The sequence below is a fragment of the Rhodomicrobium vannielii ATCC 17100 genome (assembly GCF_000166055.1).
GTDB lineage: Bacteria > Pseudomonadota > Alphaproteobacteria > Rhizobiales > Rhodomicrobiaceae > Rhodomicrobium > Rhodomicrobium vannielii.
On the sequence record NC_014664.1, the window covers coordinates 414,687 to 439,502 of the forward strand.

25 protein-coding genes are annotated in these 24,816 nt (G+C 64.6%); 17 read left to right on the forward strand and 8 right to left on the reverse strand.

Annotated elements, in window-relative coordinates:
- The first annotated feature begins 32 nt into the window (after positions 1-32).
- Positions 33-422 carry a Rid family detoxifying hydrolase gene (locus RVAN_RS01745; protein ID WP_013418044.1) on the forward strand — a complete coding sequence of 130 codons (390 nt, stop codon included), beginning with the start codon at positions 33-35 and terminating at the stop codon, positions 420-422.
- A 254-nt stretch (positions 423-676) separates the two neighbouring features.
- On the opposite strand, the gene RVAN_RS20715 is transcribed toward RVAN_RS01745, so the two are convergent.
- Positions 677-892, reverse strand: coding sequence for a hypothetical protein (locus tag RVAN_RS20715; protein ID WP_245258093.1), 216 nt, complete (start codon positions 890-892; stop codon positions 677-679).
- Here RVAN_RS20715 and RVAN_RS01750 point away from each other — a divergent pair.
- The 8 genes from RVAN_RS01750 to RVAN_RS01785 all read left to right on the forward strand — a co-directional run bounded on the left by RVAN_RS01750 (position 812) and on the right by RVAN_RS01785 (position 9,796).
- Positions 812-1,015, forward strand: coding sequence for a cysteine rich repeat-containing protein (locus RVAN_RS01750; protein WP_245258090.1), 204 nt, complete (start codon positions 812-814; stop codon positions 1,013-1,015). The two genes, RVAN_RS20715 and RVAN_RS01750, sit on opposite strands and share 81 nt — an antisense overlap.
- Positions 1,016-1,127: 112 nt before the next feature.
- Complete coding sequence (locus RVAN_RS01755; RefSeq protein ID WP_013418046.1) at positions 1,128-1,610, forward strand: hypothetical protein; 483 nt, start codon at positions 1,128-1,130, stop codon at positions 1,608-1,610.
- Positions 1,579-2,076 (forward strand): hypothetical protein, encoded by a 498-nt coding sequence (locus RVAN_RS01760; protein WP_245258020.1) that lies wholly within the window; start codon positions 1,579-1,581, stop codon positions 2,074-2,076. The genes RVAN_RS01755 and RVAN_RS01760 overlap by 32 nt, the downstream gene beginning before the upstream one ends.
- Positions 2,077-2,357: 281 nt before the next feature.
- Entirely contained in the window at positions 2,358-4,535 is a 2,178-nt protein-coding gene (locus RVAN_RS01765) for a L,D-transpeptidase family protein (RefSeq protein WP_013418048.1), read from the forward strand.
- A gap of 190 nt (positions 4,536-4,725) precedes the next feature.
- Complete coding sequence (trxA, locus tag RVAN_RS01770; protein ID WP_013418049.1) at positions 4,726-5,055, forward strand: thioredoxin; 330 nt, start codon at positions 4,726-4,728, stop codon at positions 5,053-5,055.
- 344 nt (positions 5,056-5,399) lie between these two features.
- On the forward strand, positions 5,400-6,992 hold the full coding sequence (locus RVAN_RS01775; protein WP_013418050.1) for a Do family serine endopeptidase: 1,593 nt from the start codon (positions 5,400-5,402) through the stop codon (positions 6,990-6,992).
- A 263-nt stretch (positions 6,993-7,255) separates the two neighbouring features.
- On the forward strand, positions 7,256-8,230 hold the full coding sequence (gene htpX, locus RVAN_RS01780; RefSeq protein ID WP_013418051.1) for a zinc metalloprotease HtpX: 975 nt from the start codon (positions 7,256-7,258) through the stop codon (positions 8,228-8,230).
- 288 nt (positions 8,231-8,518) lie between these two features.
- Positions 8,519-9,796, forward strand: coding sequence for an RsmB/NOP family class I SAM-dependent RNA methyltransferase (locus RVAN_RS01785; RefSeq protein WP_013418052.1), 1,278 nt, complete (start codon positions 8,519-8,521; stop codon positions 9,794-9,796).
- 26 nt (positions 9,797-9,822) lie between these two features.
- On the opposite strand, the gene kdsA is transcribed toward RVAN_RS01785, so the two are convergent.
- From kdsA to secG, 3 genes are all read right to left on the reverse strand, one after another.
- Positions 9,823-10,659, reverse strand: a complete 837-nt coding sequence (gene kdsA / locus RVAN_RS01790) for a 3-deoxy-8-phosphooctulonate synthase (RefSeq protein WP_013418053.1) — start codon at positions 10,657-10,659, stop codon at positions 9,823-9,825.
- A gap of 71 nt (positions 10,660-10,730) precedes the next feature.
- Complete coding sequence (locus RVAN_RS01795) at positions 10,731-12,359, reverse strand: CTP synthase (RefSeq protein WP_013418054.1); 1,629 nt, start codon at positions 12,357-12,359, stop codon at positions 10,731-10,733.
- Positions 12,360-12,483: 124 nt separating this feature from the next.
- A complete protein-coding gene (gene secG / locus RVAN_RS01800; protein WP_013418055.1) occupies positions 12,484-12,843 on the reverse strand; it encodes a preprotein translocase subunit SecG in 360 nt (119 codons plus the stop codon).
- 307 nt (positions 12,844-13,150) lie between these two features.
- Between secG and RVAN_RS01805 the strand changes: the two genes are divergently transcribed.
- Positions 13,151-13,783, forward strand: coding sequence for an isochorismatase family protein (locus RVAN_RS01805; protein WP_013418056.1), 633 nt, complete (start codon positions 13,151-13,153; stop codon positions 13,781-13,783).
- A 42-nt stretch (positions 13,784-13,825) separates the two neighbouring features.
- Here the strand turns inward: RVAN_RS01805 and RVAN_RS01810 are convergent, their stop codons facing one another.
- The gene (locus RVAN_RS01810) at positions 13,826-14,335 is read right to left on the reverse strand and encodes a hypothetical protein (protein WP_013418057.1); all 510 of its coding nucleotides are present in this window, start codon (positions 14,333-14,335) and stop codon (positions 13,826-13,828) included.
- Positions 14,336-14,416: 81 nt separating this feature from the next.
- Positions 14,417-15,199 (reverse strand): triose-phosphate isomerase, encoded by a 783-nt coding sequence (tpiA, locus tag RVAN_RS01815; RefSeq protein ID WP_013418058.1) that lies wholly within the window; start codon positions 15,197-15,199, stop codon positions 14,417-14,419.
- A gap of 182 nt (positions 15,200-15,381) precedes the next feature.
- Here tpiA and RVAN_RS01820 point away from each other — a divergent pair, with 182 nt between their 5' ends.
- The 7 genes from RVAN_RS01820 to moaC all read left to right on the forward strand — a co-directional run bounded on the left by RVAN_RS01820 (position 15,382) and on the right by moaC (position 22,489).
- Complete coding sequence (locus RVAN_RS01820; RefSeq protein WP_041787192.1) at positions 15,382-17,277, forward strand: peptidyl-prolyl cis-trans isomerase; 1,896 nt, start codon at positions 15,382-15,384, stop codon at positions 17,275-17,277.
- Between the two features lie 72 nt (positions 17,278-17,349).
- Positions 17,350-18,867: an anthranilate synthase component I gene (gene trpE / locus RVAN_RS01825; RefSeq protein ID WP_013418060.1), complete on the forward strand. Its 1,518-nt coding sequence runs from the start codon at positions 17,350-17,352 to the stop codon at positions 18,865-18,867.
- 22 nt (positions 18,868-18,889) lie between these two features.
- Complete coding sequence (locus RVAN_RS01830; RefSeq protein WP_013418061.1) at positions 18,890-19,456, forward strand: SixA phosphatase family protein; 567 nt, start codon at positions 18,890-18,892, stop codon at positions 19,454-19,456.
- The gene (locus RVAN_RS01835) at positions 19,456-20,088 is read left to right on the forward strand and encodes an anthranilate synthase component II (protein ID WP_013418062.1); all 633 of its coding nucleotides are present in this window, start codon (positions 19,456-19,458) and stop codon (positions 20,086-20,088) included. Before RVAN_RS01830 ends, RVAN_RS01835 begins: the two co-directional genes overlap by 1 nt.
- 8 nt (positions 20,089-20,096) lie before the next feature.
- Positions 20,097-21,197, forward strand: coding sequence for an anthranilate phosphoribosyltransferase (gene trpD / locus RVAN_RS01840; protein ID WP_013418063.1), 1,101 nt, complete (start codon positions 20,097-20,099; stop codon positions 21,195-21,197).
- A 3-nt stretch (positions 21,198-21,200) separates the two neighbouring features.
- Positions 21,201-22,022, forward strand: a complete 822-nt coding sequence (gene trpC / locus RVAN_RS01845; protein ID WP_013418064.1) for an indole-3-glycerol phosphate synthase TrpC — start codon at positions 21,201-21,203, stop codon at positions 22,020-22,022.
- Positions 22,019-22,489, forward strand: a complete 471-nt coding sequence (gene moaC / locus RVAN_RS01850) for a cyclic pyranopterin monophosphate synthase MoaC (RefSeq protein ID WP_013418065.1) — start codon at positions 22,019-22,021, stop codon at positions 22,487-22,489. The genes trpC and moaC overlap by 4 nt, the downstream gene beginning before the upstream one ends.
- Before the next feature lie 45 nt (positions 22,490-22,534).
- On the opposite strand, the gene RVAN_RS18585 is transcribed toward moaC, so the two are convergent.
- Both RVAN_RS18585 and RVAN_RS01860 read right to left on the reverse strand, forming a co-directional pair.
- Positions 22,535-23,497 (reverse strand): cell wall hydrolase, encoded by a 963-nt coding sequence (locus RVAN_RS18585; RefSeq protein WP_049779172.1) that lies wholly within the window; start codon positions 23,495-23,497, stop codon positions 22,535-22,537.
- A gap of 284 nt (positions 23,498-23,781) precedes the next feature.
- On the reverse strand, positions 23,782-24,744 hold the full coding sequence (locus RVAN_RS01860) for an ArgK/MeaB family GTPase (RefSeq protein WP_013418067.1): 963 nt from the start codon (positions 24,742-24,744) through the stop codon (positions 23,782-23,784).
- Between the last annotated feature and the right edge of the window lie 72 nt (positions 24,745-24,816).

Sequence of the window (24,816 nt, forward strand, 5' to 3'; positions counted from 1 at the left end):
CTTGGCCGGAACAGGAAATTTCGGAGGATGCCATGACACGTCGCGCCATCATCGATGCACCGGGCCTTGGAAAGGCGCTCGGGCCATATTCCCGTGCCGTCTGGGCGGGTAACACGCTTTTCCTGTCGGGCCAACTCGGCACCGAGCCGGCGACGAACAAGCTCGTCGAGGGCGGCGCGGGCCCCGAGACGGACCAGATCCTGAAAGGGATCGCCGCCGTGCTGAAAGAGGCGGGCCTGACCCTCGACAATGTCGTGAAATCGAACGTCTACCTCACCGACATGACCGACTTCGCAGCCATGAACGCCGTCTATGAGACGCACTTCACGGCGCCATATCCGTCGCGCACGACCATCGGCATCACGGCGCTTCCGGGTGGCGCGCATGTCGAGATCGAAGTCGTCGCGGTGAAAGATGTGTAGCAACGTATGCGGCAGAGCACTGGCGGAGACCGGTTCTCCCGCCCCTAGATAAGAACCTGGAGCGCGTCCGCGATACAGTTTAGCGCTGACGCGCTTCAGTCCAGCCGCCGAATACGGTCGGCAATCTACATGCGGCTGCTTTGACTGGCGGAAGTCGGCTGCGGGCAAGCAGCCCCCCTCCAGCCGCGATCGGCTGAGCGGTCTCGGCGCATCAGCGCTACGCCCACGGCCTCCCTCTCAACGGATCTGCCATTTCAATCTGACAACTCGCTGACATCGAAGTTCAGCGAGCCGTAATGCTGCGGCTCGCATACTCGATTTGCAAGTGAGGAGAACACATCATGATCACGAAACGCATCGCGCTTTTTGCAGCGGCTGCCGCCATGCTTATGTCGGCGGATGCAGCCTTCGCCCAGCGCTATGGCCGCGGCCCGGTCGCAACGGTGTGCGCGGCCGACATCAACCGCCATTGCAATCGCCTGCACCATGGGCGCGGCGAAGTTCGCGCGTGCCTTCAATCGAATTGGCGCAGGCTGTCGCACGATTGTCGATCCGTGTTGAGAAACCCAGGCGGCGGTCAGCGCTGGAGGTAGTTAGAGCGTATCCGCTTCTGATGGATTCAAGCGCGCGCTCTAGCTCTGTGCTTTATCGTGCGTTTACGTCCAGACGCGCTCTTGCTCGATGGTTGCCCCGATGGAGGGTGTTATGAGCAGAACTGCAATTTGTATCTCAGCCACGCTCTTCGGATTTGCGGCGATTGCTGCTCCCGCGCTCGCGCAAAAGGGAACGGGTGAGCCGTCGGGTGTCGCGCGGCAGGGCCTGAAACTTCCCGTCGAAGCCATGTCGGGCACCATCGAGGCCATCAAGATCGGACGGTGCGAAAAGACGACGGGACGCTCCGCCGAGGGCGCCCATCTCATCGTGCAGATGCCGGATGCGAAGATCAACTTGCATCTCGGCCCGACGTTCGCCCTTCGCGACGAGCTGAAACAGCTCTCCGTGGGCCAAAACATTTCGTTCGAGGCGTTCAGGACGGACCGCATGCCAAAGGGCGCCTACATCGCCAAATCCATCAGGGCGGGCGACAAGGTCTTCGCTTTGAGGAACGACAGTTTACGCCCGATCTGGGCGCGCGGTCGCGGCGGCGGCCTGCCGGTTGCGCGCGGCGGCGGAATCTGCTGGTGGTGACGTTTGCCTCAAAGCGGAGATCCCCGAGCGGGATAACACAATGCGAAAAACAGTTCTGGCTGCCGTCATGCTTTCCGTTCTTGCAGTCTCCGCGAGGGCCGATGACAATCGAATTGCCATCGACCTTCCGCCCGACATCAAGGCGCGCTTCCTTGAGCAGATGCGCACCCATATGAATGCGCTCAACGACGTGATCCATCTCATGGCCGCGGGGAAGGTCCGCGAAGCCGGATCGGTCGCAAGCAGCGAAATGGCGACCGGCAAGGGAAAGGGCATCGGGCGCTTCATGCCGCCGGAGTTCAGGGAAATGGGCTTCGATTACCATCGCAGCGCCGGCGATTTTGCCCGCCTGACCGCCGAGATTTCCGAACCGATGGATGCCGCGGGTTGGGAGAAAGCGGTGGGCGGCGTCGCCCAGATCACGGCGCGATGCTCGGCGTGCCACGCGACGTTCCGCGTGAAGTGAAGCCCGGACGGCCGCACACTTGAGCCGGGGTGATGCGATTGAGCCCGGCTCGGCCATACGGGAAAGCTAAAGCGCGCCGCGCCTCAAGGTTGCGCTATCGTTAACTTGCCACGTCTGTTTTTACCGCTTAACGTGTGCGATACACGGGTGGGCGACTGGAGCGCGTTCGCAAGAACGCGCGTTCGGCTGCCTTTTTTCTGTGAGTATGGCGGTCTGTATTAGGGCGCCGCGCGTCGGGCAAGCGGCGGGGCCTGAGGGCCTAGGGGCTGGAGAGGGTTGTTATGAAGGTGAGTTTTACGTCGCGGCTGGCGCTGATCGCCTGTCTCTCGGCCGTTGTCCCGCAGGCGATGGCGCAGGATGCGGATAGCCGCCCGCCGCTCGCCGATCTGGATGCGCTGGCGATGGAGCCGCAGACCGAAGCGGCGCCCGAAAACGCCGCACCCGCGCCCGGTTCTCTGGACGATATCAAGGCGGAAGTTTCGCCGCATGCACCCCGCACCGCTGCCACGCATGAGGGTAATCCCTCCGTCAGAAATGCCGCCGCGAAGCACGAAACCCCGCCCGCCGCACCGGTCGAGTCCACGGTCGAAAATGCAATTGCCGATCCCCTCGCTCCGAAGGACGACGAGGACGGCCCGGCCCTGCTCGCGCCCGGTGCGCCGACGCATCCGGCGGTTGCCGCTGAAGCGCCCGCTGGCGATCCCGTTGCGCCGCTCGTTGTCGAGCGCGTCGCCAACGCAGGCGGCAAGGCGGATGCACGCGACGATGTCAGCGCCGTGAAGACCTTCTACACCGCGACCAAGGGCAAGCCCGTCTGGACCTCGGCCGAGGGCTTCACGCCCGCCGCGACGAAGGCCATCCGCGAGATCCGCGCCGCCGACAGCTATGGCCTCGATGCCTCGGCTTTCGAGCTTCCCGCCAGTGCCGGTGCAACGCCGGAAGCCCGCGCCGAAGCCGAGGTTAAGCTTAGCCTCGCAATCCTCAAATATGCGCGCCATGCACGCGGCGGTCGTATCGATCCGCCGTCCATCAGCCCCGCGATGGACCGCAAGCCGCATGTCTACGAGCCGAAATCGGTGCTCGAAGCCATCGCCGCCGCTGACGACGCGGATGCCTATCTGCGCGGCCTCCATCCGAAATCGGAGCAGTTCAAGCGGCTTCGCCAGGCGCTCATCGCGCTCGGCAAGACGACCGACAGCGGCACCTCATCCATCCGCATCCCGGCCGGGAAGACGTTCAAGCCCGGCGACGACGATGCGCAGATCGCGCTTATCAGGAAGCGCCTCAACGCCGGTCTCGACGCGCCGCGAGACACGATATACGACGAGGCGCTGCTCGTGGCGGTGAACCGCTTCCAGAAGGAACGTGGCCTCAACGTAAACGGCATCGTCGACAAGAAGCTTCGCGCGGCGCTGAACGAGGGCGCGGGCGGCTCGGTCGATGAAAAGAAGATGCGCCTCATCGTGAACATGGAGCGCTGGCGCTGGATGCCGGACGATCTTGGCGAGTTCTATGTGTGGAATTCGATCCCGGAACAGACTACGCGCGTGTTCGATCGCGGCCGGGTCGCGTTTCAGGAGCGCATCGTCGTCGGCAAGCCCACATCGCAGACGCCATCGTTCTCGGCGAAAATGCAGTTCGTCATCTTTAATCCCGAATGGGGTGTGCCGGACGGCATAAAGGCAAATGAGATTGCACCGAAGCTGAGGCGAGCGGCGCCGAGCGGACCCTCGGACGATCTTTTCTCGTTCCTCGGCGGCCGGAGCGGCGGCGGTGGAGGTGGCGGCGCGTCGAGCGTTCTTCAGCGCCTCGGCGGCCTTCGCGTGACCTATAACGGGCGCGATGTCGATCCCGATTCCGTCGACTGGTCGCGCGTGGACGCGCGCCGCTACAGTTTCATTCAGCCTGCAGGGCCGCGAAATGCGCTCGGCGTGGTGAAATTCCGCTTCCCCAACAAGCACGACGTCTACATGCACGACACGCCGGAAAAGAGCCTGTTCGGCTCGGCGACGCGCGCTTTCAGCCATGGCTGCATGCGCACGCAAAATCCGGTTCGTTTCGCTGAAGTCATCCTCGCGTACGACAACGGGACGACGCCAGAGCAGATCCGCCGCCAGATTGAGAGCGGTCAGACGACAGAGAACAAGCTCACCAAGACGATCCCGGTTCACATGGTGTATTTCACAGCGGCGCCGGACGAGAAGGGCGATATTCGCTATTTTTCGGATCTCTACGGCCTTGACGCCCGTGTGGCGAGCGCCCTGAAGGGTGAGAACTTCCGGTTTGAGGGCGATCCCGTTGTGGCAGTGGCGCAGGAGTCGGCACCTCCGCAACGGGAGGCGCAGGACAGCACCCAGCGGCTCGATCAATATGGACGCCCGGTTCGCGGTGCCGATCCTTACGGCCAGCCGCAGCGGGGCCCGCGCGGGCGCGAAGCCTGGAGCCCGTTCGACTGGTAGCCAGGCGGCAAAGATGTCGTCGCGAACCGCCACCTCGACTGAGTTCGGGGTGGGGTCTCGCCGCCGTCAAATCCCTGTGCGCAAGATCGGGTGACGCGCTGGACATCTTGACGCTTCCGGTCATGCCCTCCTACCTTTCGTGGGACTGAATCAGCGGCGGTTTGGGCCGCGCAACACCAAGAGGCTTTCCATGGCAACCACTGCCGTGTCCGATGCATCTTTCGAACAGGACGTGAAAAATGCCGAGCTTCCCGTGCTCGTCGACTTCTGGGCGGAATGGTGCGGACCGTGCCGCACGGTCGGCCCGATCCTTGAGGAACTTTCCGAAGAGTTCGCTGGCCAGCTCAAGGTCGTGAAGCTCGACGTCGAGAGCAATCCGGGGATCGCGCAGGCCTACAACATTCGCGGCATCCCGGCGCTTCTTCTGTTCAAGAATGGCGAGGTTGCCGGTCAGCAGATCGGCGCGCTGCCGAAGCAGCAGCTTCGCGCATGGATCTCGGGCGCGATTGCGTCTGTCTGATTGAGCCTGTTCGCGGCCGTCTCGACAGCGCCGCCCGCATGAACGAAAAACCGCCTCTCGCAGGCGGTTTTTTTATGCTCGCGTTCGTGCGCGGGATGTGCAGCTTCGCGTGGCCGCAACGCATTACCGCCGCTGTTGCGAAGGGCCATCCATCACGCTTCCATAATTTCCTGACCGTCCATGCAGAATGCCATCCACACCAGATCACATTAAGCTTTCAGATATTTAATCGCAGATGCGACTTCACATTGCGAAGCTTCTTCCCAAATTCGCATCAGTTCAAAGGCGGTCGGTTGGCGAATAACCACGGTATAGGCCGCGTTCATGCGATCTCGGAGGCATTGATGACGGACTCTTCTCCCGAAGGCCGGACGAACACGGCAAAAAAGCAATCTCAAATTTCTGTAATTCTTTCCCGGTTCGGCAAGAAGAGCACGATTTACGTCTCGGCGGCTGCGCTCGCGCTCGGCGCGTTCGTTGGCGCGGCCTCCTTCGAGCCGAACCCGGCGCGTGCCTTCTCTCAGGGCGAGAACGTTTCTCAGGGCGAGGGCATGCGGCAAAAGCTGCCGAGCTTCGCGCCGCTCGTGAAGCAGGTCAAACCCGCCGTGGTTTCGATCCGCGTGAAGTCGGACGCGGCGGCCAAGGCGGCGTTCGGCGATGACGAGGGCGGCCCGAGGGGCAATCCCTTCGAAGGCTCGCCGCTTGAGCGCTACTTCGGCGGACCAGGCGGCCCGCGCGGCGGCTTTGGCCCATGGGGCCGCGCGCCGGGTGGCAAGGGCGGCCCGCGTCAGCTCGTGACGGCGCAAGGCTCCGGCTTCTTCATCTCGCCCGACGGCTATCTCGTGACGAACAACCACGTCGCGCAGGACGCGGTAAGCCTCGAAGTGGTGATGGACGACGGCAAGATCTACACCGCGAAGGTGATCGGCACCGATCCGCGCACGGACCTCGCGCTGCTCAAGGTGGATGGCCGCACCGACTTTCCCTATACGAAGTTTTCGCATTCCGGCGCTGAAATCGGCGACTGGGTCGTCGCCATGGGCAACCCCTTCGGCCTTGGCGGCACTGTGACGGCGGGCATCGTCTCGGCGCGCGGCCGCGACATCGGCGAAGGCCCGTATGACGACTTCATCCAGATCGACGCCTCGGTCAACAAGGGCAACTCTGGGGGGCCGACCTTCAACGAAAGCGGCGAGGTCATCGGCGTCAACACCGCGATCTATTCGCCGTCGGGCGGCTCGGTCGGCATCGCGTTCGCCATCCCCGCGCCGACTGTCGAGCGCGTCGTCGCGGCGCTGAAGGACAAGGGGCACGTCACGCGCGGCTGGCTCGGCGTGCAGATCCAGGGCCTGACGCCTGAGCTTGCCGACAGCCTCGGCCTCAAGACCACGGCCGGCGCGCTGGTCGCGGCGCCGCAGAGCGGAAGCCCCGCCGAAAAAGCCGGGATCAAGACGGGCGATGTGATCACCGAAGTTGACGGCACGGAAGTGAAGGACGGGCGCGACCTCGCGAAGAAGATCGCCGACCTCGCGCCGGGTGCCAACGCGAAGCTCACCGTGCTTCGGGACGGCGAAACGAAGACCGTCGATCTCAAGATCGGTCAGTTGCCGGAGAAGCCGACGCAGCGTGCAAGCCTCTCGGATGACGGGCGGACCGGGCTTAACGATCTCGGTATCGCGGTCGCTCCGGCGGCCGATGTAAGCCCGAACGACCGTCAGGGCCTCGCGGTTGTCGGCGTCGAGCCGGGCGGCAAGGCTGCTGAGGCAGGGCTCGCCGAGGGCGACATCATCTTGCGCGTTGGCGATCAGACAGTGAATCGGCCGGGCGATCTGAAGCGGGCACTTTCCGACGCCAGTAAGTCGGGCAAGAAGAACGCGCTCGCGCTCGTGAAGCGCAACGGCGACCAGCGGTTCGTCGCGCTGCCTGCGGTGAGCTAGCGCCGCCTTCACCGCGCTGACCGCCTTTGAAAACCCGAACGCCGGAACGGTTGCCCCGCTCCGGCGTTTCCCGTTCGTGGACTGACGGTTTCGCGCCATTCTGCCGTTGGGAATGGTCTTGCGGGAACAGGCGGCAATACCGAAATAACCCGTAGCTGCCGAAGCAGGCAACGAAACAACAACGCATGATCCGCAATAGTGGACACCGGTTTTGCGACTATCATGCACGAACAAAACCTGGACGACAAAGGCAAGTAAGCCCCATGAATTTTTTCCGCACCATGCTTTTGCTCGCCGCATTGACGGCGCTTTTCATGGCGATCGGCTTTCTCATCGGCGGCCAGACGGGCATGCTCATCGCGTTCCTGATCGCGGCGGGGATGAACGTGTTCGCCTATTGGAACTCCGACAAGATGGTGCTCGCGCAGCAGGGCGCCGAGGAGGTGGACGAGCGCACCGCGCCGGAGCTTTATTCCATCGTTCGCCAACTCGCGGCGAATGCAAACCTGCCAATGCCGAAGGTCTATATCATCCATACCGACCAGCCGAACGCGTTCGCGACGGGGCGTAACCCGCAAAACGCGGCGGTTGCCGCGTCGGCGGGCCTTCTGCGCATCATGAGCAAGGAGGAAGTGGCGGGTGTTCTCGCGCATGAAATGGCGCACATCAAGAACCGCGACACGCTCATCATGACGATTGCCGCCACCATCGCTGGCGCGATTTCCATGCTCGCGAATTTCGGCATGTTCTTCGGCGGGAACCGCGACAACAACGGCGGCGGCATCGTCAGCACGCTGCTCGCGGTGATCGTCGCGCCTCTGGCGGCTGGCATCATCCAGATGGCGATCAGCCGCTCGCGCGAATATGTGGCCGACAAGGATGGCGGGGAAATCTGTCAGCGTCCGCTGTGGCTCGCGTCCGCGTTACAGAAGATCGAGCAGGCCGCGCATCAGATTCCGAACGAGCAGGCCGAGCGCAACCCCGCGAGCGCGCAGCTCTACATCATCAACCCGCTGTCGGGACAGGGCATGGACAATCTGTTCTCGACGCACCCGAATACGGCGAACCGTGTCGCGGCACTTGTCGAGCAGGCGCGGCAGATGGGTGACACGCAGGAGCCGACGGCCGCGCACATGTCGCCGGTGCAGGGCTTCGAGGCCGGAAGCGGTCCGTGGCAGCAGCGTCCGCGATCCGGCCGCCGGCCGTTCGAAGTGGGGCCTTGGAACCGCTCATCGTGACGCCCTGGGGAACCCGCGTTCCTTCGACCTGAACAATGGATGGAGCGCTTCGGCTCAGAAGCGCTCCAAGTGCCGAGCACAAAATTCGCGATTTGATCGGACTGAGGCGCGTCGTAGGTCAAAGCGTCATTGTGCGACGCACCGCTTTTGCCCATAAGAGCGGACCTTCATTGAAGCGGCGTTCCGCTTCGCACAAACGCGAAAGGCCCGTTCGTGGCGCCGAGACCTTCTTCGAGAAATGCCGACTCCGATCAACACGCGCCTGCGAGCGGTGCATCGTCCGGGCTGATGGCGCGCCGTCTCGCCGTATTCCTTCTGAAGTCGGTGTTGCACGACCACCAGTCTTTTGACGAAGCCTTCGCCGGATCGTCCGCGCGCGACGCCTTCGCGGCCATGGAATCGCGCGACCGCGCCTTCGCCCGCGCCATCGCCACCATTGCGCTGCGCCGCCTCGGTCAGGTCGAGGACATGCTCGCGCGCTTTCTCGAAAAGCCGCTCGCCGCCGATGCCTTCGAGGCGCGCGCCATCCTCATCGCAGGCGCGACGCAGCTTGCGTTCATGGATGTTGCGCCGCATGCCGCTATCGGGCTGGCCGTGGAGCAGGCGAAGGCCTCGCGCTTCAGCCGTCACCTCGGCGGGCTCATCAACGCGGTGCTGAGGCGTGTGAACGAGAACAAGGCCGCGATCTTGAGCGAGCAGGATGCCGCCGTGCTCAACACGCCGGCGTGGCTCTGGGAGCGCTGGGTGGCAGCCTACGGCGAGGCGACGGCGCGCGAGATAACGGGCGCGCATCTGGAGGAGCCGCCGCTCGACCTCAGCGTGAAGGCCGATGCCGCAACATGGGCGGCGAAGCTTGAGGGCGAGGTTCTGCCGTGGGGATCGGTGCGGCTGTCGCATAAGGGTCGCGTGGAGGAAATCGAGGGTTACGCAGAAGGCGCGTGGTGGGTGCAGGATGCTGCCGCCGCTATCCCCGCGCTGTTACTCGGCGACATCGCGGGCAAGCGCGTGGCCGACCTCTGCGCAGCACCCGGCGGCAAGACGGCTCAGCTTGCGGCGGCAGGTGCGCAAGTGACGTCGGTCGATATTTCGGCGTCGCGGCTCCGGCGGCTTGGCGAAAATGCAGCGCGACTCGGGCTGTCCGTCGAAATCGTGAAGGCCAATGTCGGCGACTGGCAGCCGAAGGACTGCTTCGAGGCGATCCTCCTCGATGCACCATGCTCCGCGACGGGCACCATCCGCCGCAATCCCGACATCGCTTACCTAAAGACGGCGGAGGACATCGCCGCGCTCGCCCGCGTGCAGAAGCGGCTTCTCGCGCATGCGCTGACGTTGCTCGCGCCGGGCGGCACGCTCGTTTTCGCCACATGTTCGCTCGAACCGGAGGAAGGGGAGGCGCAGATCGCAGCGCTCTTGGCCGACCGCGCCGACGTGCGGCTGCTGCCCGTCGATGCGGCGGCGCTCAACCTTCCGCCCGAGGTGGTCACGCCGAACGGTTGCCTTCGCACGCTGCCGTTCCACGCGGGCGGCATGGATGGCTTTTTCGCCGCGCGGCTGACACGAATTTGATTGGCGGCGGTCGCGCTGCCGGCGCGTTACGCCTTCGCGAGCCGGTCGAACGCCTGAAGATTGCGCAGCAGCGCCTCAAGCTCGCCGAGCGGCACCATGTTCGGCCCATCTGACGGCGCGTGATCCGGGTCTTGATGCGTCTCGATGAACACCGCCGCGACGCCCACCGCCACAGCGGCGCGCGCGAGCACCGGCACGAAGCGCCTATCGCCGCCGGTGGCAGTGCCCTGTCCACCGGGCTGCTGCACCGAATGCGTCGCGTCGAACACCACTGGCGCGCCCGTTTCCGCGAGGATCGGCAGCGCGCGCATGTCGGTGACGAGCGTGTTGTAGCCGAAGCTCGCGCCGCGCTCGGTCACGAGCACGTTCGGATTGCCCGCCGCGAGCACCTTCGCGACGACGTTTTTCATGTCCCACGGCGCGAGGAATTGGCCCTTCTTCACCTTCACCACGCGCCCCGTTTCAGCGGCGGCGATGAGCAGGTCCGTCTGGCGGCAGAGGAAGGCGGGAATTTGCAGCACGTCCACCGCTTCGGCGACGCGCGCGCATTGCGATGCTTCGTGTACATCCGTCACGATGGGGAGGCCCAGGCTCTCGCGGATCTCGGCGAAGATCGGCAGCGCGGCGTCGAGGCCGAGGCCGCGCTTGGCGTTAGCGCTCGTGCGGTTCGCCTTGTCGAAGCTCGTCTTGTAGACAAGACCGATGCCGAGGCGCCCCGCGATCTCCTTCAGCGCCGACGCCATTTCGAGCGCGTGTGCGCGGCTTTCGAGCTGGCACGGCCCCGCGAACAGCGCGAGCGGCAGCGCGTTGCCGAGGCGCACACCGCGAATATCAACGACGCTATTGGGCGATTGCAAGGTCATGAATGAGCCTCGTTTCGAGATGGTCCGCTGCGAGCGCGACGCGTTTGGCGTCGCCTCGGCGGTTTATAGTCTTAAACGAGGCGGCTTTGGGCCACGGCCGCCGCGATGAACGACGAGAACAGCGGGTGCGGGTCGAACGGTCGCGATTTCAGCTCCGGGTGGAACTGCACGCCGATGAACCACGGGTGGTCCGGGATCTCGATGATTTCGGGCAGGCTCTTGTCTGGCGACAGGCCCGAGAAGCGAAGCCCGGCGCGTTCCAGCTTGTCGCGGTAGGTGATATTCACCTCGTAGCGGTGGCGATGGCGCTCGCTGATGCGCGTCTTGCCGTAAATCTCAGCGACCTTCGAGCCTTCCGCCAGCACGGCATCGTAAGCGCCGAGCCGCATGGTGCCGCCCTTGTCGCTTTCCGCGTGGCGCTGCACGGCCTTTTCGCCCGCCCGCCACTCGGTCATGAGGCCGACGACCGGCTCCACCGCCGGGCCGAACTCGGTCGAGCTTGCGCCGCTGATGCCCGCGACATGACGCGCCGCCTCGATCACCGCCATCTGCATGCCGAAGCATATGCCGAGATAGGGCACGCGCTTGGTGCGGGCGAACTGGACCGCCTCGATCTTGCCTTCGGTTCCGCGCTCGCCGAAGCCGCCGGGGACGATGATGCCGTGGATGTTTTCGAGGTAAGGCGCGACGTCGGCCTTCTCGAACAGCTCCGAGTCGAGCCAGTGGATCTTGACGCGCACGCCGTTCTCGATGCCGCCGTGGCTCAGCGCCTCGGTGAGCGACTTGTAGGCGTCTTTCAGGTTCGTGTATTTGCCGACGATGGCGATGGAAACCTCGCCGTCGGGATGGTCGATGCGGTGCGAGATGGTGCGCCACACGTCGAGATTCGGCTCGGGCGCGTCGGTGATGCCGAAGGCGGCGAGCACTTCGCGGTCGAGCCCCTCGTCATGATAGGCGAGCGGCACGTCATAGATGTTCGGCACGTCGAGCGCCTGAATGACGGCGCTTTCGCGCACATTACAGAACAGCGCGATCTTGGCGCGGTCGCTCTTCGGGACCGGCAGCTCGGAACGACAAAGGAGGATGTCCGGTTGAATGCCGATGGAGCGCAGTTCCTTCACGGAGTGCTGCGTGGGCTTCGTTTTCAACTCGCCCGCCGCCTTGATATAGGGCAGCAGCGTGAGATGGATGAAGATCGCCTCGCGGCGCGGCAGTTCGTTGCCGAGCTGGCGAATCGCTTCGAAGAAGGGGAGGCCCTCGATGTCGCCAACCGTGCCGCCGATCTCGACCAGCACGAAATCTGCGTCGTCGTTGCCGGAGAGGACGAAGTCCTTGATGGCGTTCGTGACGTGCGGGACGACCTGCACCGTGCCGCCGAGATAATCGCCGCGACGCTCGGCCGAGAGCACGTTCTGGTAGATGCGGCCGGTGGTGATGTTGTCGTCGCGGCGCGCGGAGACGCCGGTGAAGCGCTCGTAGTGGCCGAGGTCGAGGTCGGTTTCCGCGCCATCGTCGGTAACGAACACTTCGCCGTGTTGATAGGGCGACATCGTGCCGGGGTCGACGTTGAGATAGGGATCCAGCTTCCTCAATCGCACGGAATAGCCGCGCGCTTTGAGAAGCGCGCCGAGGGCCGCCGATGCGAGCCCCTTTCCGAGTGAGGAAACCACGCCGCCGGTAATGAAGATATATCGCGCCATGGACCTTGAACGTAATACTTCGCGCGCCCGAGCGAAAGGGCGTGCTTTGCTGTTATCATCAACTTCTAGCGTATATCAGACGGGGAACGCTCTCGCGTCGCCCCAAGGCTGCCTTGCGGCGGCCCTATTGCTGCGCGGGCGCGGCCGGTTTCGGGATGTTGAGCTTGGGCAGCGCGGGTGCGTCGGCCGGAGCCTGAGAAGGCGCAGTCGTGGGCGCCGAGGTGCTCGTTGGCGTGCCGATCGCCGAGGTGGGCGTCTTGCGCTGGCCGAGAATGCCGAGCGTGATCGAGGTCAGGAAAAAGATGGCTGCAAGAATCGCCGTCGTGCGCGTCATGACGTTGGCTGCGCCGCGTCCGCTGACGAAACCGCCACCGCCACCGCCGCCGCCCATGCCGAGCGCGCCGCCTTCCGACCGCTGAAGGAGGATAATCACCACCATCGTCACGGCGACGACGATATGAAGCACAAGAAGGACGTTTGCCATTTCTCTCGACCGGTCGCGAATTTCGGAAAAGTTGCCCCATACATACCGGTTTCGACGGCAAGATCAAGCCGCGCGGCCAACATTAGACGGGGGCGCGCGATCGCGCCCGTTGCCGAGTGCGCCGAACCGGTGTAAAAGACGCGCCATGACGACGATCGCCGCACCAATGCTGGCAAAGTTTTATTGGCGCTTCCTTTAGGGAGCGGCAAGTCGTCATTCGTGACCATTGCCGCCGTGTCCGGCGCGCGCATGGTCTTTTCGTCCAGCCTCTCCTGTCACGGCGGCCCTTGATTAGGGGAGAGATGCGGTGATACTCGAAAACAAGGCGGGCTGGGTTCTTGAACCCGGGCGATGTGCGCTTCTCATTCACGACATGCAGCGGCATTATCTCGATGCACTGCCCGATGCCGCGACCCGCGCCGATCTCGTCGGCAAGGTTGCGGGCTTGCGTGCCTTGTGCGCCGAATGGGGCGTGCCGGTGTTTGCGTCGATGGTGCCCGAGGCGCATGGCTTGCAGGAGCGCGGGCTCATGTCGGAGCTGTGGGGGCGTGGTCCGCGCGGCGACGGCGCGATGCTCGATCAGGCGCTCCTCGGCAACGATAGCCGCATCCGCCTCATAACAAAGCGCAGCTACAGCGCCTTCTACGGCACGGATCTCGAAGTGATGCTGCGCAGGCTCGGCCGCGACAGCCTCGTCATTACCGGCCTCTACACATCGATAGGCTGCTTTTCCACAGCGCTGGAAGCATTTGCACGCGACATCCGCGCCTTCGTGGTGGCGGATGCCACGGCCGATATGAGCGCGGCCGATCACGCGGCGGGGCTCCGCAATGCGGCGAGGCTCTGCGCCCGCGTCGTCGATTCCGGGGATGTGCGCGCCGCTCTCGCGCCCCATAGCCTGCGCCCAGTCGATCGTCGCGCCGCCATCGATGTGTGCTGAGCCGGTAGCGTGCGACGCGAGCGCGGGCTTGAGGGGTGCCGGTTACTGTGCGCCGACGACGCCCGCCTGCGCCGGAGCGGGCGGCTTGGGCTTCTGCGCGATGGGTTTTTGCGCCTGCGTCGTCGCGTTGGCCTTCGGCTTGGGCTTCACGGGCTGATCGGCGCCAGCCGCCGATGGAGGCGCGCTATCCGGCCCTGCCTGCGGCTTCGCGCCGTCCTCATCCTCTTCTTCGAGGTTCTTGAGCTGCACGAGCGAACTCGGCGCCATGCAGCGGAACTTCATCTGCTCGTCCAGCTCGATATATTGACGGACAAGGTTGAGGTCTGGCGCGGAGAGGTTTGCCACGGCCCAGTTCGGGCCATGCTCCATCAGGCGGTCCACGTCGAGCGCCTTGAGCGCCTGAAGATCCTGCGTGAGCTTCGCGCACGCCGCCTTATCGAGTTGCGCCGCGTCCGCGCGACCGCTGGTCATCGCAGCGATGACCGCGAGTGCGGCCGCGGCAACCAGCGCCCCTTTGCTCGCCTTTCCGGCGGATTTTTCATCGCGTGTCATCGCCAGCGCCTTTCTTCGAGCGATCGGGAGACATTCCGCCGCATCGGGCTTATCTTGTAGCGTGCTCGCATAACGGAAAGATCAACGCGCCGAGCGCCTTTCCGATGCGCGTGCCGCCGCCGTTATGATTTCAAGGAACGTCGCCGCCTTGAGACTCGCTCCGCCGACCAGCACGCCGTCCACCTCGGGGCTATCGAAAGTCGATGCGGCATTCGCGGGGCTGACCGAGCCGCCGTAAAGGACACGCCAGCGCATGCCGCTCGTCTCACGAAACCGGTCCTTCAGACAGCCGCGCACGATTTCGTGGACGGCCGTAATCTGTTCCGTCGTTGGCGACACGCCCGAGCCGATGGCCCATACGGGTTCATAGGCGACGATGGTGGTCTCGGGCGTCGATTCGTCCGGCAGGCTGTCCGCGAGCTGGCGGCGGCAAACGCTGGCGGTCAGGCCACGGACGTGCTCACCGCGCGTCTCGCCGATGCAGACGACGATCTTGATGCCGGCGCGGAGCGCGGTCGCGGCCTTCGCGCGCACTTCGCGGCTCGTCTCGCCATGTTCGGCGCGACGCTCGCTGTGGCCGAGGATGACGGTCGTTGCGCCAGAATCCTTCAGCATCAGCGCCGAGAGGTCGCCCGTGAACGGGCCTTTCTCGCCGACATGGCAATCCTGCGCGCCGATCTCGACCAGCGAGCCCTCGACGATCTGGGATGCGGCATGCAGAAGCGTCGCGGGCGGAAAAACCGTTACGTCGGGAGCGTTCTCCACGGAAGCGACGCCGTCGCGGATGGCCTGTATCTGCGTGAGGTCGGGCCGCAGGCCGTTCATCTTCCAATTGCCTGCGACATAAAGCTTCGGTCCGGACATTGCGTTTCTCTCGGTGGAACGGGGCGCGCGGAGGAATTTGTTGAAGCGGGCCGACCTCGCGAATCTTGATATTGCGCGCACGTTTTTATTCTCTAAATTACGGCCATCGCGAAACGTGCAAGAAATGCGCGCCCGAATCAAGCCTGCTCTGGCTTGAGCATTCAAGGACTTCAACGATGCATATGCTCCGAAAAGTGGCCGTCTTCATCATGTTCGCCATTCTGATCGGGGCGTTCGCCATCAGCATGGGTGGCAACTATTATGGCGACCGCGAGCGGCGTCAGAGCGTGGCCACGGTCGGTTCTGCCAGCATATCCCCAGAAGATTTTCGTCGCGCTTACCAGCGCGTTCTCGAAAATGTCAGCCAGCAGGCGGGCCGCCGTATTTCCCCCGCCGAAGCGCAGGCTTTCGGACTGCCGAACCGCGTGCTTCAGGGCCTGATCCAGGATGCGGCGCTCGACCTCGAAGCGAAGGAACTCGGCGTCGGCCTGTCCGAAGAGGGCGTGCGCCGCGGGATCACCAGCCTTGACGTTTTCCAGGACAAGGGCGTGTTCAGCGCCGACAAATATCATCGCTTCCTCCAGAATATCGGCTACACGGCCCCATTTTTCGAGCAGGAATATAGGGGCGACCTTATTCGGCGGCAGCTCCGCGGCGTTTTCGACGGCAGCGGCGTCGTCCCGAAGGCATTGCTCGAAGCTTACAACAAATACGGCAACGAACAGCGCACGCTGGCCTATTTCACCCTGACGCCCGAGGCGGCGGGGGCTGTGCCGGCTCCGACCGAGGCTGAACTTCAGGCCTTCTATGAAGACCGCAAGCCGCAATTCATGACGCCGGAACTTCGCAAGGTGTCGGCGCTCGCCATTTCCCCGCAGACGGTCGCGAAAAGCCTGACGATTCCGGACGAAGATCTGAAAGCCGAGTACGCGGCGAAGGCGTCGGTTTATTCCGTGCCGGAGCGTCGCAAGCTTGAAATTGTGCCTTTCAAGACGCGCGCGGATGCGGATGCGGCCTATGCGAAGCTCAAGTCGGGAGCGCGGGATTTGCTGGGCGTCGCGAAGGACGCGGGTTTCAGCCAGCCCGAAATCGACGCGGGTGTCGTTTCGCGGAAAGAACTCGCCGACAAGTTCGGCATCAATGACGCCATCGTCAAGGAGGCCTTCTCGACCGAGAAGGGCTGGACGTCGCGGCCCGTGGACGGCCCTGTGTCGACGGTGATCATGCGGGTGCTGGAAGTGGTTCCCGGTCAGGAACGGAGCTTCGCCGAGGTCAAGGATCAGATCCGAGCCGATCTCGCGAAGACGCGCGCCCAAAGCGAATTTCAACGCCTTATCAAGGCGTTCGAGGAAGACCGCTCGACGGGCATTCCGCTTGCCGACAGCGCAAAGAAGCTGAATCTGCCGCTTGAAGAGGTCACCATCGACCGTTCGGCCAAGGACGCTGACGGCAAGCCGGTGACGGTTTCCGTAGTGCCCGCCGCACAGCTCGCCGATGCCGCCTTCAAGTCGGATGTCGGCGTTGAAAACGAGGCGATTCGCCTTCAGGGCGGCGGCTACGCATGGTTCGAAGTGGCTGACGTTGTGAAGCCGCGCCAGAAGCCTCTCGAAGAGGTCAAGGGCGAGGTCGAGGCGGCCTGGCGCGCCGATCAGGTTCGCGACCGACTCGCATCGCGTGCGCGCGATCTTGTCGCGCGGCTGGACAAGGGCGAGACCATTGACGCCGTTGCGAAGAGCGTCGGCGCGACGGTAAAGACGAGCCAGCCCTTGAAGCGCAACGGCAAGGAAGACGGCGTTCCGCCTGCGGCGATAGCGCAGGCGTTCACGTTGCCGGAAGGTGGTGCCGGATCGGCGGGATCCGAGAACGGTACGTCGCGCGCCGTGTTCCAACTCGCGAAAATCACGCAACCCGGCCCTCTCGCAGAAGAACAGGCCAAGGGACTTGAGCAGCAACTCGCCGGAGCGATCTCGGACGACAATTTCTCGGGCTTCCTGAACCGGATCACGACGGCCTCGCCGATCTCCATCGACCGCAAGGCGTTCGCCAACGTCTCGGGAGGCGCGTATGATGGTGAATAGATTTCGATGGCGTTTCTCTCTCGCTTGATTCCACCCAGAGAGACGCAACCCCGAAATTCCGAGAAAAATCCGATGAAGGTCGAACCTTCGTTTACCGAGTTCACCGCCCGTTATGATTCGGGCGCGGCGCAACTCGTCTTCACGCGCCTCGTCGCCGACCTCGAAACGCCTGTTTCCGCCATGCTCAAGCTCGGCGTGTCGCGGCCGTATTCCTTCCTGCTGGAGTCGGTGGAAGGCGGCGCGGTGCGCGGCCGCTATTCGATCATCGGCCTCGATCCCGACCTGCTGTTCCGTGCGCAAGGCGACGTGGCCGAGATCAACTCCGATCCGCTGGCCGACGCGACCGCGTTCGAGCGCACGGGTGAGGGAACGCTTCAGGCGCTGCGGTCGCTGCTCGCTGCCTCTCACATCGAGATTCCCGATGTCCTTCCGCCCATGTCGGCGGGCGTGTTCGGCTATCTCGGCTACGACACGGTCCGCCTCGTTGAGCGACTGCCGTCCGACAAGCCCGATCCCATCGGCGTGCCTGACGCGCTGCTCATGCGTCCGACGGTCATGGTGATCTTCGACGCGGTAAAGGACGAGATGACCATCGTCGCGGCGGCCAGACCGCGACCGGGCCTATCCGCCAAAGCCGCCTATTCCCGCGCCATCGACCGGTTGACGGAAATCCAGGACACGCTCGAACAGAAAAGCGCGCATGCCTCCTCGGCGGACGGCGTCTCGGACGCGATCCCCGCGGCTACTTCCAACATGCCGGCGCAAGCCTACATGGACATGGTGGCGCGCTCGAAGGAGTATATCGCCGCCGGTGATATCTTCCAGGTGGTGCTGTCGCAGCGTTTCGCGGCGCCGTTCGAACTCCCGCCCTTCGCGCTCTACCGGGCTCTTCGCCGGGTCAACCCCTCGCCCTTCCTCTATTTTCTGAACTTCGGCGATTTCGCGGTGACGGGCTCAAGCCCGGAAATTCTCGTTCGCGTGCGCGACGGCGAAGTCACCATCCGGCCCATCGCGGGCACGCGCCCCAGAGGCGCCACGCCCGAGGACGACAAGCGCCTCGCCGCCGACCTTCTCGCCGATACGAAGGAGCGCGCCGAACACCTGATGCTGCTCGACCTCGGCCGCAACGATGTCGGCCGCGTCGCCGAGATCGGCACGGTTCACGTCACCGGAAGCTTCTTCCTCGAATATTACAGCCAGGTGATGCACATCGTCTCGAACGTGATCGGCCGCCTCGACGGGAAGTACGATTCCATCGATGCGCTGATGGCTGGCTTCCCGGCGGGCACGGTGTCGGGCGCGCCAAAGGTGCGGGCGATGCAGATCATCGACGAATTGGAAACGGACAAGCGCGGCGTCTATGCCGGATGCATCGGATATTTCGCGGCCAACGGCGAGATGGACACGTGCATTGCGCTTCGCACCGCAATCGTGAAGAATGGCACCATGTATGTGCAGGCGGGTGCTGGCATCGTGGCAGACTCGGTTCCGGCCTCCGAGCAGGCGGAGTGCGAGAACAAGGCGAAGGCGCTGTTCCGCGCGGCGGAAGAAGCGGTGCGCTTCGCCGGTCAGGCCGGGCGGGGTCAGTAGCGGGGCGTTCTGGAGTTTTGCCATGAAGACCGTAACGCTGTTCCGCCACGCCAAGTCCGGTGACAAGGACAATCCGAATCTCGACGATTTCGACCGGCCGCTGAGCGACCGGGGCCTCAAGGCCGCGCCAAAAATGGGGGCTGCGCTCCGTGATCGCGGCGTGCGGCCGGAGCTCATCCTGTGTTCGCCGTCTGTCCGCACGCGTCAGACGCTGACGCTCGCGAGCGCCGCTGCGTGGGACAATCCGCCGGCGGAATGCTTCGAAACGAGGATCTACGAAGCGGGCGAGCGCACCCTGCTGAAGCTTCTGCGGGATTGTCCCGAGGAAGCGGATCACGTCATGCTCGTCGGCCATAATCCGGGCTTGCAGGATCTGGCCGTAACCTTCGCGCAGCCCGGCAGCGCCGAGCGTCACGCGATCAAGGACAAACTGCCGACCGCCGCCATTGTCAGCTTCGAGTTCGACGCCGAGGCGTGGAACGATCTGGAGCCAGGGGAGGGCCGCGTCCGCCTCTTCATCACGCCGAACACGCTTCCGCCGATAGGTCAGGCGAACACGGCTCCGCCTTATGGCCAAGGACAAGAATAATGATCATCATCATCGATAATTACGATAGCTTCACCTACAACCTCGTCCATTATTTCGGCGATCTCGGCGTGGAAACGCTGGTCTACCGCAATGACGAGAAGACGGTGGCGCAGGTCTTCGCCGAGAAGCCGGAAGCCATCGTCATGTCGCCCGGCCCGTGTACGCCGAACGAGGCGGGCATCTGCCTCGAACTCGTGCGCGAGAACAAGGGCCATATCCCGCTGTTCGGCGTCTGCCTCGGCCACCAGACCATAGGCCAGGCTTTCGGCGGCAACGTCATCCGCGCGCCGATCCTCATGCACGGCAAGATGTCGAACATTTATCATCAGGGCACGAGCCTGTTTCGCGGCCTGCCGGATGGGTTCGAGGCGACGCGCTACCATTCGCTGATCGTCGAAAGCGACACGCTGCCCGCCTGCCTCACAGCGACGGCGCGCACCTCGGACGGGCTTATCATGGCGCTCGAACATAAGGATGAGCCGACGTTTGGCGTGCAGTTCCACCCCGAGAGCATCGCGAGCCAGCACGGCCATGCGATCCTCGCGAACTTCCTGACGCTGGCGGGCGTCCGCTTTGCGCCGCGAAAACCGGGGCTTGTGCCGGACGCGGCGTCTTCATCCGTGGCAGCGTGAGGCCGCCGATGACTTCGCCCGTTAACGCGCCCATCGCTTCCGACCTTCACGCCGGCTTCCGTTTCGCGCTGGAGAAGGCCGCCGTCGGCACAACGCTCAGCGAGGCGGAGGCGCGCGCGGCTTTCCTCGCCATCATGCACGGCTCGGTTTCCGAGATCGAACTGGCGGCTTTCGTCGCTGCGCTGAAGGCGCGCGGGGAGACGGTGGACGAGATCGCGGGCGCGGTCGCCGCCATGCGGTCGCTGATGGTGCCGGTCGAAGCGCCGGAAGGCGCGCTCGATGTGGTCGGAACCGGCGGCGACGCGAAGGGCACGTTCAACATCTCAACCGCCACGGCCTTCGTGCTGGCGGGGGCTGGCGTGCCGGTGGCGAAGCACGGCAACCGGGCGGTATCGTCGAAATCGGGCGCGGCCGACGTGCTCGAAAAGCTGGGCGTGACGCTGAAAATGCCGGTCGAGCGGCACAAGCGCTGCTTCGAGCGCGCCGGTCTGACGTTCCTGTGGGCACCCACCCATCACCCCGCGATGCGCCACGCCGCGCCGGTTCGCGCCGCGCTCAAGCTGCGCACGATCTTCAATCTGCTTGGGCCCCTGACCAACCCGGCCAGCGCCAAACGCATGTTGATCGGCGCCTATTCCGAGGACTGGCTCCAGCCCATGGCGGAGGTGCTTCGACGCAACGGTGCGCATCATGTGTGGGCCGTGCACGGCGCTGACGGTATGGACGAACTCTCCACCACAGGCGCGAGCCGCGTGGTCGAACTCAAGGACGGCGCGTTCACCACGTTCGACGTGCACCCTGGCGACGCTGGCCTGCCGGAAGCGCGGCTCGACCATCTCCAAGCCGGGACGCCGGAAGAAGCGGCCATCGCGATGCGCGCGCTTCTTCGCGGCGAGCGCGGGCCCTTCCGCGACATCGTGCTTTTGAACGGAGCCGCCGCGTTCATCGTCGCGGGCCGCGCGGCCTCGTTGCGCGAGGGTGCAGCGCTCGCCGCCGCTTCGATCGATGAAGGACACGCGGAGAAGGCGCTCGACGGGCTGATCGCCGCCAGCGCCGACACCCCCGACGCAGCCAATGACGACCGGCCGAACGCGGCCGTAACAGGATAAGCCATGAGCATTCTCGACCGCATTGTCGCCTACAAGAAAGAGGAAGTGGCCGCCGCGAAAGCGCAGGTTTCGCTTGCCGAGCTTGAGGAGCGCGCCGCCGCTGCGCCCCGCGTCCGCGACTTCTTCGACGCTCTGTCGCGCCGCGTCGCCGTGGTTGAGCCCGCGCTGATCGCCGAGGTGAAGAAGGCCAGCCCGTCGCGCGGACTGATCCGCCCGGATTTCGACCCTGCCGCCATCGCGCGCGCCTATGAAGCGGGCGGCGCGAACTGCCTCTCCGTGTTGACGGATGGCCCCTCGTTCCAGGGCACGCCCGCCTATCTCGTCGCCGCGCGCGAGGCGTGCTCGCTGCCGGTGCTGCGCAAGGATTTCATGGTCGATCCCTATCAGGTGACGGAGGCGCGCGCGATGGGCGCGGATTGCATCCTCGTCATCATGGCTTGTACGACCGACGCGCTGGCCGAAGAGCTGATCGCAGCCGCGAGCACGCACAACATGGATGTGCTGGTCGAGGTGCATAACGAAGATGAACTCGCCCGCGCGCTCGCCCTCGATTCCTGGCTGATCGGCATCAACAACCGCGACCTCAACAGCTTCGAGACGCATCTCGAAACGACGGAGAGGCTGGCGCGGCTCATCCCTCCGGGGCGGATTATCGTTTCCGAAAGCGGCATTTTCGCCCCCGCCGACATTGCAAGGCTCATGCGCGAAGGCGCGGGCGCGTTCCTCGTCGGCGAAAGCCTCATGCGCCATGACGACGTCGAGGCCGCGACGCGCGCGCTTCTCGGCGGTTCGGCTCGCGGCGAAAGGCAGGCAGCCACCGCATGAGCGGGCTTTCCCATATCGACGGGAAAGGCGAGGCCGCCATGGTCGACGTCGCGGGCAAGGCCGAAACGGAGCGGACGGCGGTCGCCGAAGGCTGGCTCGTGACGGCGCGGGAAACTCTGGCGCTGATCGAGGATGGCGCGATCGCAAAGGGCGACGTGCTGGCCGCCGCGCGCATCGCGGGCATCATGGCGGCGAAGCGCACGGCCGAACTCATCCCGCTGTGCCACCCGCTTTCGCTTACGAAAGTCAGTGTAGGCTTCGACCTGCGCCCCGAGCGTCCGGGCGTTCGCGTGGAAGCGCTCGCCCAGGCGACCGGCAAGACCGGCGTCGAGATGGAGGCGCTTACGGCGGTTTCGGTCGCGTGTCTCACGCTCTACGACATGCTGAAAGCCGCCGACAAGACGATGGTGATCGATGGCGTTCGCCTGCTGAAGAAGACCGGCGGGCGAAGCAGCAGCGGCTCCTGAGAGAGTGTGAGGCGACTCGCGCGAATGCGGCACGACGCTGTGCCGTCAAAGCCCTTCGCTCAGAAGCGCCAGTTGCACGGTGCCCGGCTTCATCCTGTAGAAGATGTGGCCCCCGATCTGGGTGATCTTGATAAGCTCATGCCGCCACGACGGGTGCACATAGGTCGCGTGGTAATGCGTGGCGTAGCCCACATCGTCGAGCCACACCTCGCCCGCGATGACCTGCTTCGCGAGCTTCACCGACGTCGCCCATTCGGCGCGTTCCTTTACGGTGTTGCGTTTGCCGGTGCAGGTAAACGAAAACTGGCAGCCGGTGCGCAGTCGCTCGCCCTGATAGACGACGCCGCAAATGGTTTTCGGATAGAACGGGCTTCGGATGCGGTTCATGACCACCTGCGCGACCGCGATTTGCCCCTTCACGGGTTCGTCGCGCGCCTCGAAATAGATCGCGGTGGCCATGCAGCGCAGTTCGCGCGCGCGAAATTCGTCTTCGGTGAGGCCGCCGAACAGTGTTTTCGGCTGCTCGGGCGAAAGGCTCGCGTTCTTGAGAAGCCCGGCCCACTGCGTGTCGCGCGATTCGACCGGCGGGGGAGGCGCCTCCATCGCGGCGGGCGCTTCCTCGCGCGGGGCAAACGCCGTCATGAACAGCGAGGCGCTCGCAAGCGCTGCTGTTTGCGCGGGATCGGAGGCCGCCTTCGCCGTGTCGAGGCGCAGGGGATCGGCCTTCATGCGGCGCGCAATCGTGTCGCTGCCCGCGGCCTTCAGCGCATAGGCGAATTTGTCGGCGCGCGGGCCTTTCTGGCTGTCGTAAAACAGGTGCGCGGCCTGCGGCGGGAGCGGCTCCGCCACCTCGGCTGTCTCGACGAGGGTAGGAGCGACCTGCGAAACGCCGGTCGTCGTCAGCATCGTCACGCGGTAATCGATGGCGCGGCGCACATCCGGATCGCGCCAAGCATAGCCGCCAACGGCGAAAATACCTGCGAGTAACGTATATCCCGCAAGTTTCACGAAAGATCGACGTGCTTTCAAAGTAAGCGGAACGGGTCGCGGCGCTTCAACCGCGAACGCTGGTTTCCGGATGACCTCGAACTGCTGCTGGGGTCGTGAAACGAGCGCCCTGCTTTGCCCCTGATACCCGGTCATCGGACGGCTACTTCTCATCGACACTCCTACGCAACGCAGAACATAACGCCCGAACGGTTAACAGGCCGTTAGGCCACTCGGTACAATTCGAGCGTTCTAGCTATAGCTTCGTTGGTGTCAAAATTGCGGAGGTGCTGCGCGACGGACGTTCAAGCGCCGTGAGACGGCGTGCGCAAAACACGAAACTCGGCGGCGGCGCGCCGGATCGTGGTAAACGGCTGGTTATTCCAGTCATTAAAAAATTCGCATTCGGCAAGCGCCAGACCTTTGCGGCCGAATTCGGAAGCGATTTCGGTTTCGACCCAGTCGCGCGCTTTTACCGCGCGAAGGCGAGCGAGGCGGTCGCCCTCGCGAAGCCACGCCTCGTGCCGGGCGAATGCCTCGAACAGCGGCGAGAGGCCCGCTCCGCTGGTGACCGATACGGAAAGACATTCCGGCGCCCAAACGTCCGCATCGCGGTGCGACAGCGACAGCGCGCCCTTGAGATCCGACAGCGCGCGGGTGGCTGCGGCCCCGATGTCGGCCTTCGTTACAACGGCGATATCCGGGATTTCGGCGATGCCCGCCTTCATGAACTGGAGCGAATCGCCCGAAGCGGGCTGGATGCACAGCACCACGGAGTCCGACACGGAGGTGATGTCCGTCTCGGACTGGCCCACGCCGACGCTTTCGATGATGACGCGGTCGTAGACGGCGCGGAGCAGGATCGCGGCAGGGTAGGCAATGTCGGCGAGGCCGCCGAGGCGATTGCGCGCGGCGACGGAGCGGATGAATACGCCGTTGTCCTCGGGATCGCTTCGCATGCGCACGCGGTCGCCCAGCAACGCGCCACCGCTCGCGCGCGACGACGGGTCGACCGCAAGCACCGCGACCGTCTGACCGGCCTTGCGCCAGCCCGCGATCAGCGCGTTGATCATCGTGGATTTGCCCGCCCCGGGCGGCCCGGTGATGCCGAGCGCGATGCCCTTCGGCTCCTCGTAGGCTCGGTCGAGCAAGTCCGCCGCTGGTCCGGGATTGGCCTCGATAGCCGACAGCGCGGCGGCGACCTTCCCCTTGCCGCCTTCGCGGATGGCGTCGAGCGTCGGAAAGAGTGAAGGCGCGGTCGCTGTCATGCGCTCATCCGGCGGGAGTGTTGTTAGCGGGAGCAGATCAGCCCCGGTTCGCCTCGGAGTTAACTCCCGCGC

Bases quoted from the DNA above. Each gene is read 5' to 3' on its own strand.
- RVAN_RS01775 (WP_013418050.1), top strand. From the start codon at position 5,400: ATGACGGACTCTTCTCCCGAAGGCCGGACGAACACGGCAAAAAAGCAA.
- trpD (WP_013418063.1), top strand. From the start codon at position 20,097: ATGACTTCGCCCGTTAACGCGCCCATCGCTTCCGACCTTCACGCCGGC.
- trxA (WP_013418049.1), top strand. From the start codon at position 4,726: ATGGCAACCACTGCCGTGTCCGATGCATCTTTCGAACAGGACGTGAAA.
- RVAN_RS01755 (WP_013418046.1), top strand. From the start codon at position 1,128: ATGAGCAGAACTGCAATTTGTATCTCAGCCACGCTCTTCGGATTTGCG.
- kdsA (WP_013418053.1), bottom strand. From the start codon at position 10,659: ATGACCTTGCAATCGCCCAATAGCGTCGTTGATATTCGCGGTGTGCGC.
- trpE (WP_013418060.1), top strand. From the start codon at position 17,350: ATGAAGGTCGAACCTTCGTTTACCGAGTTCACCGCCCGTTATGATTCG.
- htpX (WP_013418051.1), top strand. From the start codon at position 7,256: ATGAATTTTTTCCGCACCATGCTTTTGCTCGCCGCATTGACGGCGCTT.
- RVAN_RS01765 (WP_013418048.1), top strand. From the start codon at position 2,358: ATGAAGGTGAGTTTTACGTCGCGGCTGGCGCTGATCGCCTGTCTCTCG.
- RVAN_RS01860 (WP_013418067.1), bottom strand. From the start codon at position 24,744: ATGACAGCGACCGCGCCTTCACTCTTTCCGACGCTCGACGCCATCCGC.
- moaC (WP_013418065.1), top strand. From the start codon at position 22,019: ATGAGCGGGCTTTCCCATATCGACGGGAAAGGCGAGGCCGCCATGGTC.
- RVAN_RS20715 (WP_245258093.1), bottom strand. From the start codon at position 892: ATGGCGGTTGATGTCGGCCGCGCACACCGTTGCGACCGGGCCGCGGCC.
- RVAN_RS01820 (WP_041787192.1), top strand. From the start codon at position 15,382: ATGCTCCGAAAAGTGGCCGTCTTCATCATGTTCGCCATTCTGATCGGG.
- tpiA (WP_013418058.1), bottom strand. From the start codon at position 15,199: ATGTCCGGACCGAAGCTTTATGTCGCAGGCAATTGGAAGATGAACGGC.
- secG (WP_013418055.1), bottom strand. From the start codon at position 12,843: ATGGCAAACGTCCTTCTTGTGCTTCATATCGTCGTCGCCGTGACGATG.
- trpC (WP_013418064.1), top strand. From the start codon at position 21,201: ATGAGCATTCTCGACCGCATTGTCGCCTACAAGAAAGAGGAAGTGGCC.
- RVAN_RS01830 (WP_013418061.1), top strand. From the start codon at position 18,890: ATGAAGACCGTAACGCTGTTCCGCCACGCCAAGTCCGGTGACAAGGAC.
- RVAN_RS01810 (WP_013418057.1), bottom strand. From the start codon at position 14,335: ATGACACGCGATGAAAAATCCGCCGGAAAGGCGAGCAAAGGGGCGCTG.
- RVAN_RS01785 (WP_013418052.1), top strand. From the start codon at position 8,519: ATGGCGCGCCGTCTCGCCGTATTCCTTCTGAAGTCGGTGTTGCACGAC.
- RVAN_RS01745 (WP_013418044.1), top strand. From the start codon at position 33: ATGACACGTCGCGCCATCATCGATGCACCGGGCCTTGGAAAGGCGCTC.
- RVAN_RS01795 (WP_013418054.1), bottom strand. From the start codon at position 12,359: ATGGCGCGATATATCTTCATTACCGGCGGCGTGGTTTCCTCACTCGGA.
- RVAN_RS01750 (WP_245258090.1), top strand. From the start codon at position 812: ATGTCGGCGGATGCAGCCTTCGCCCAGCGCTATGGCCGCGGCCCGGTC.
- RVAN_RS01835 (WP_013418062.1), top strand. From the start codon at position 19,456: ATGATCATCATCATCGATAATTACGATAGCTTCACCTACAACCTCGTC.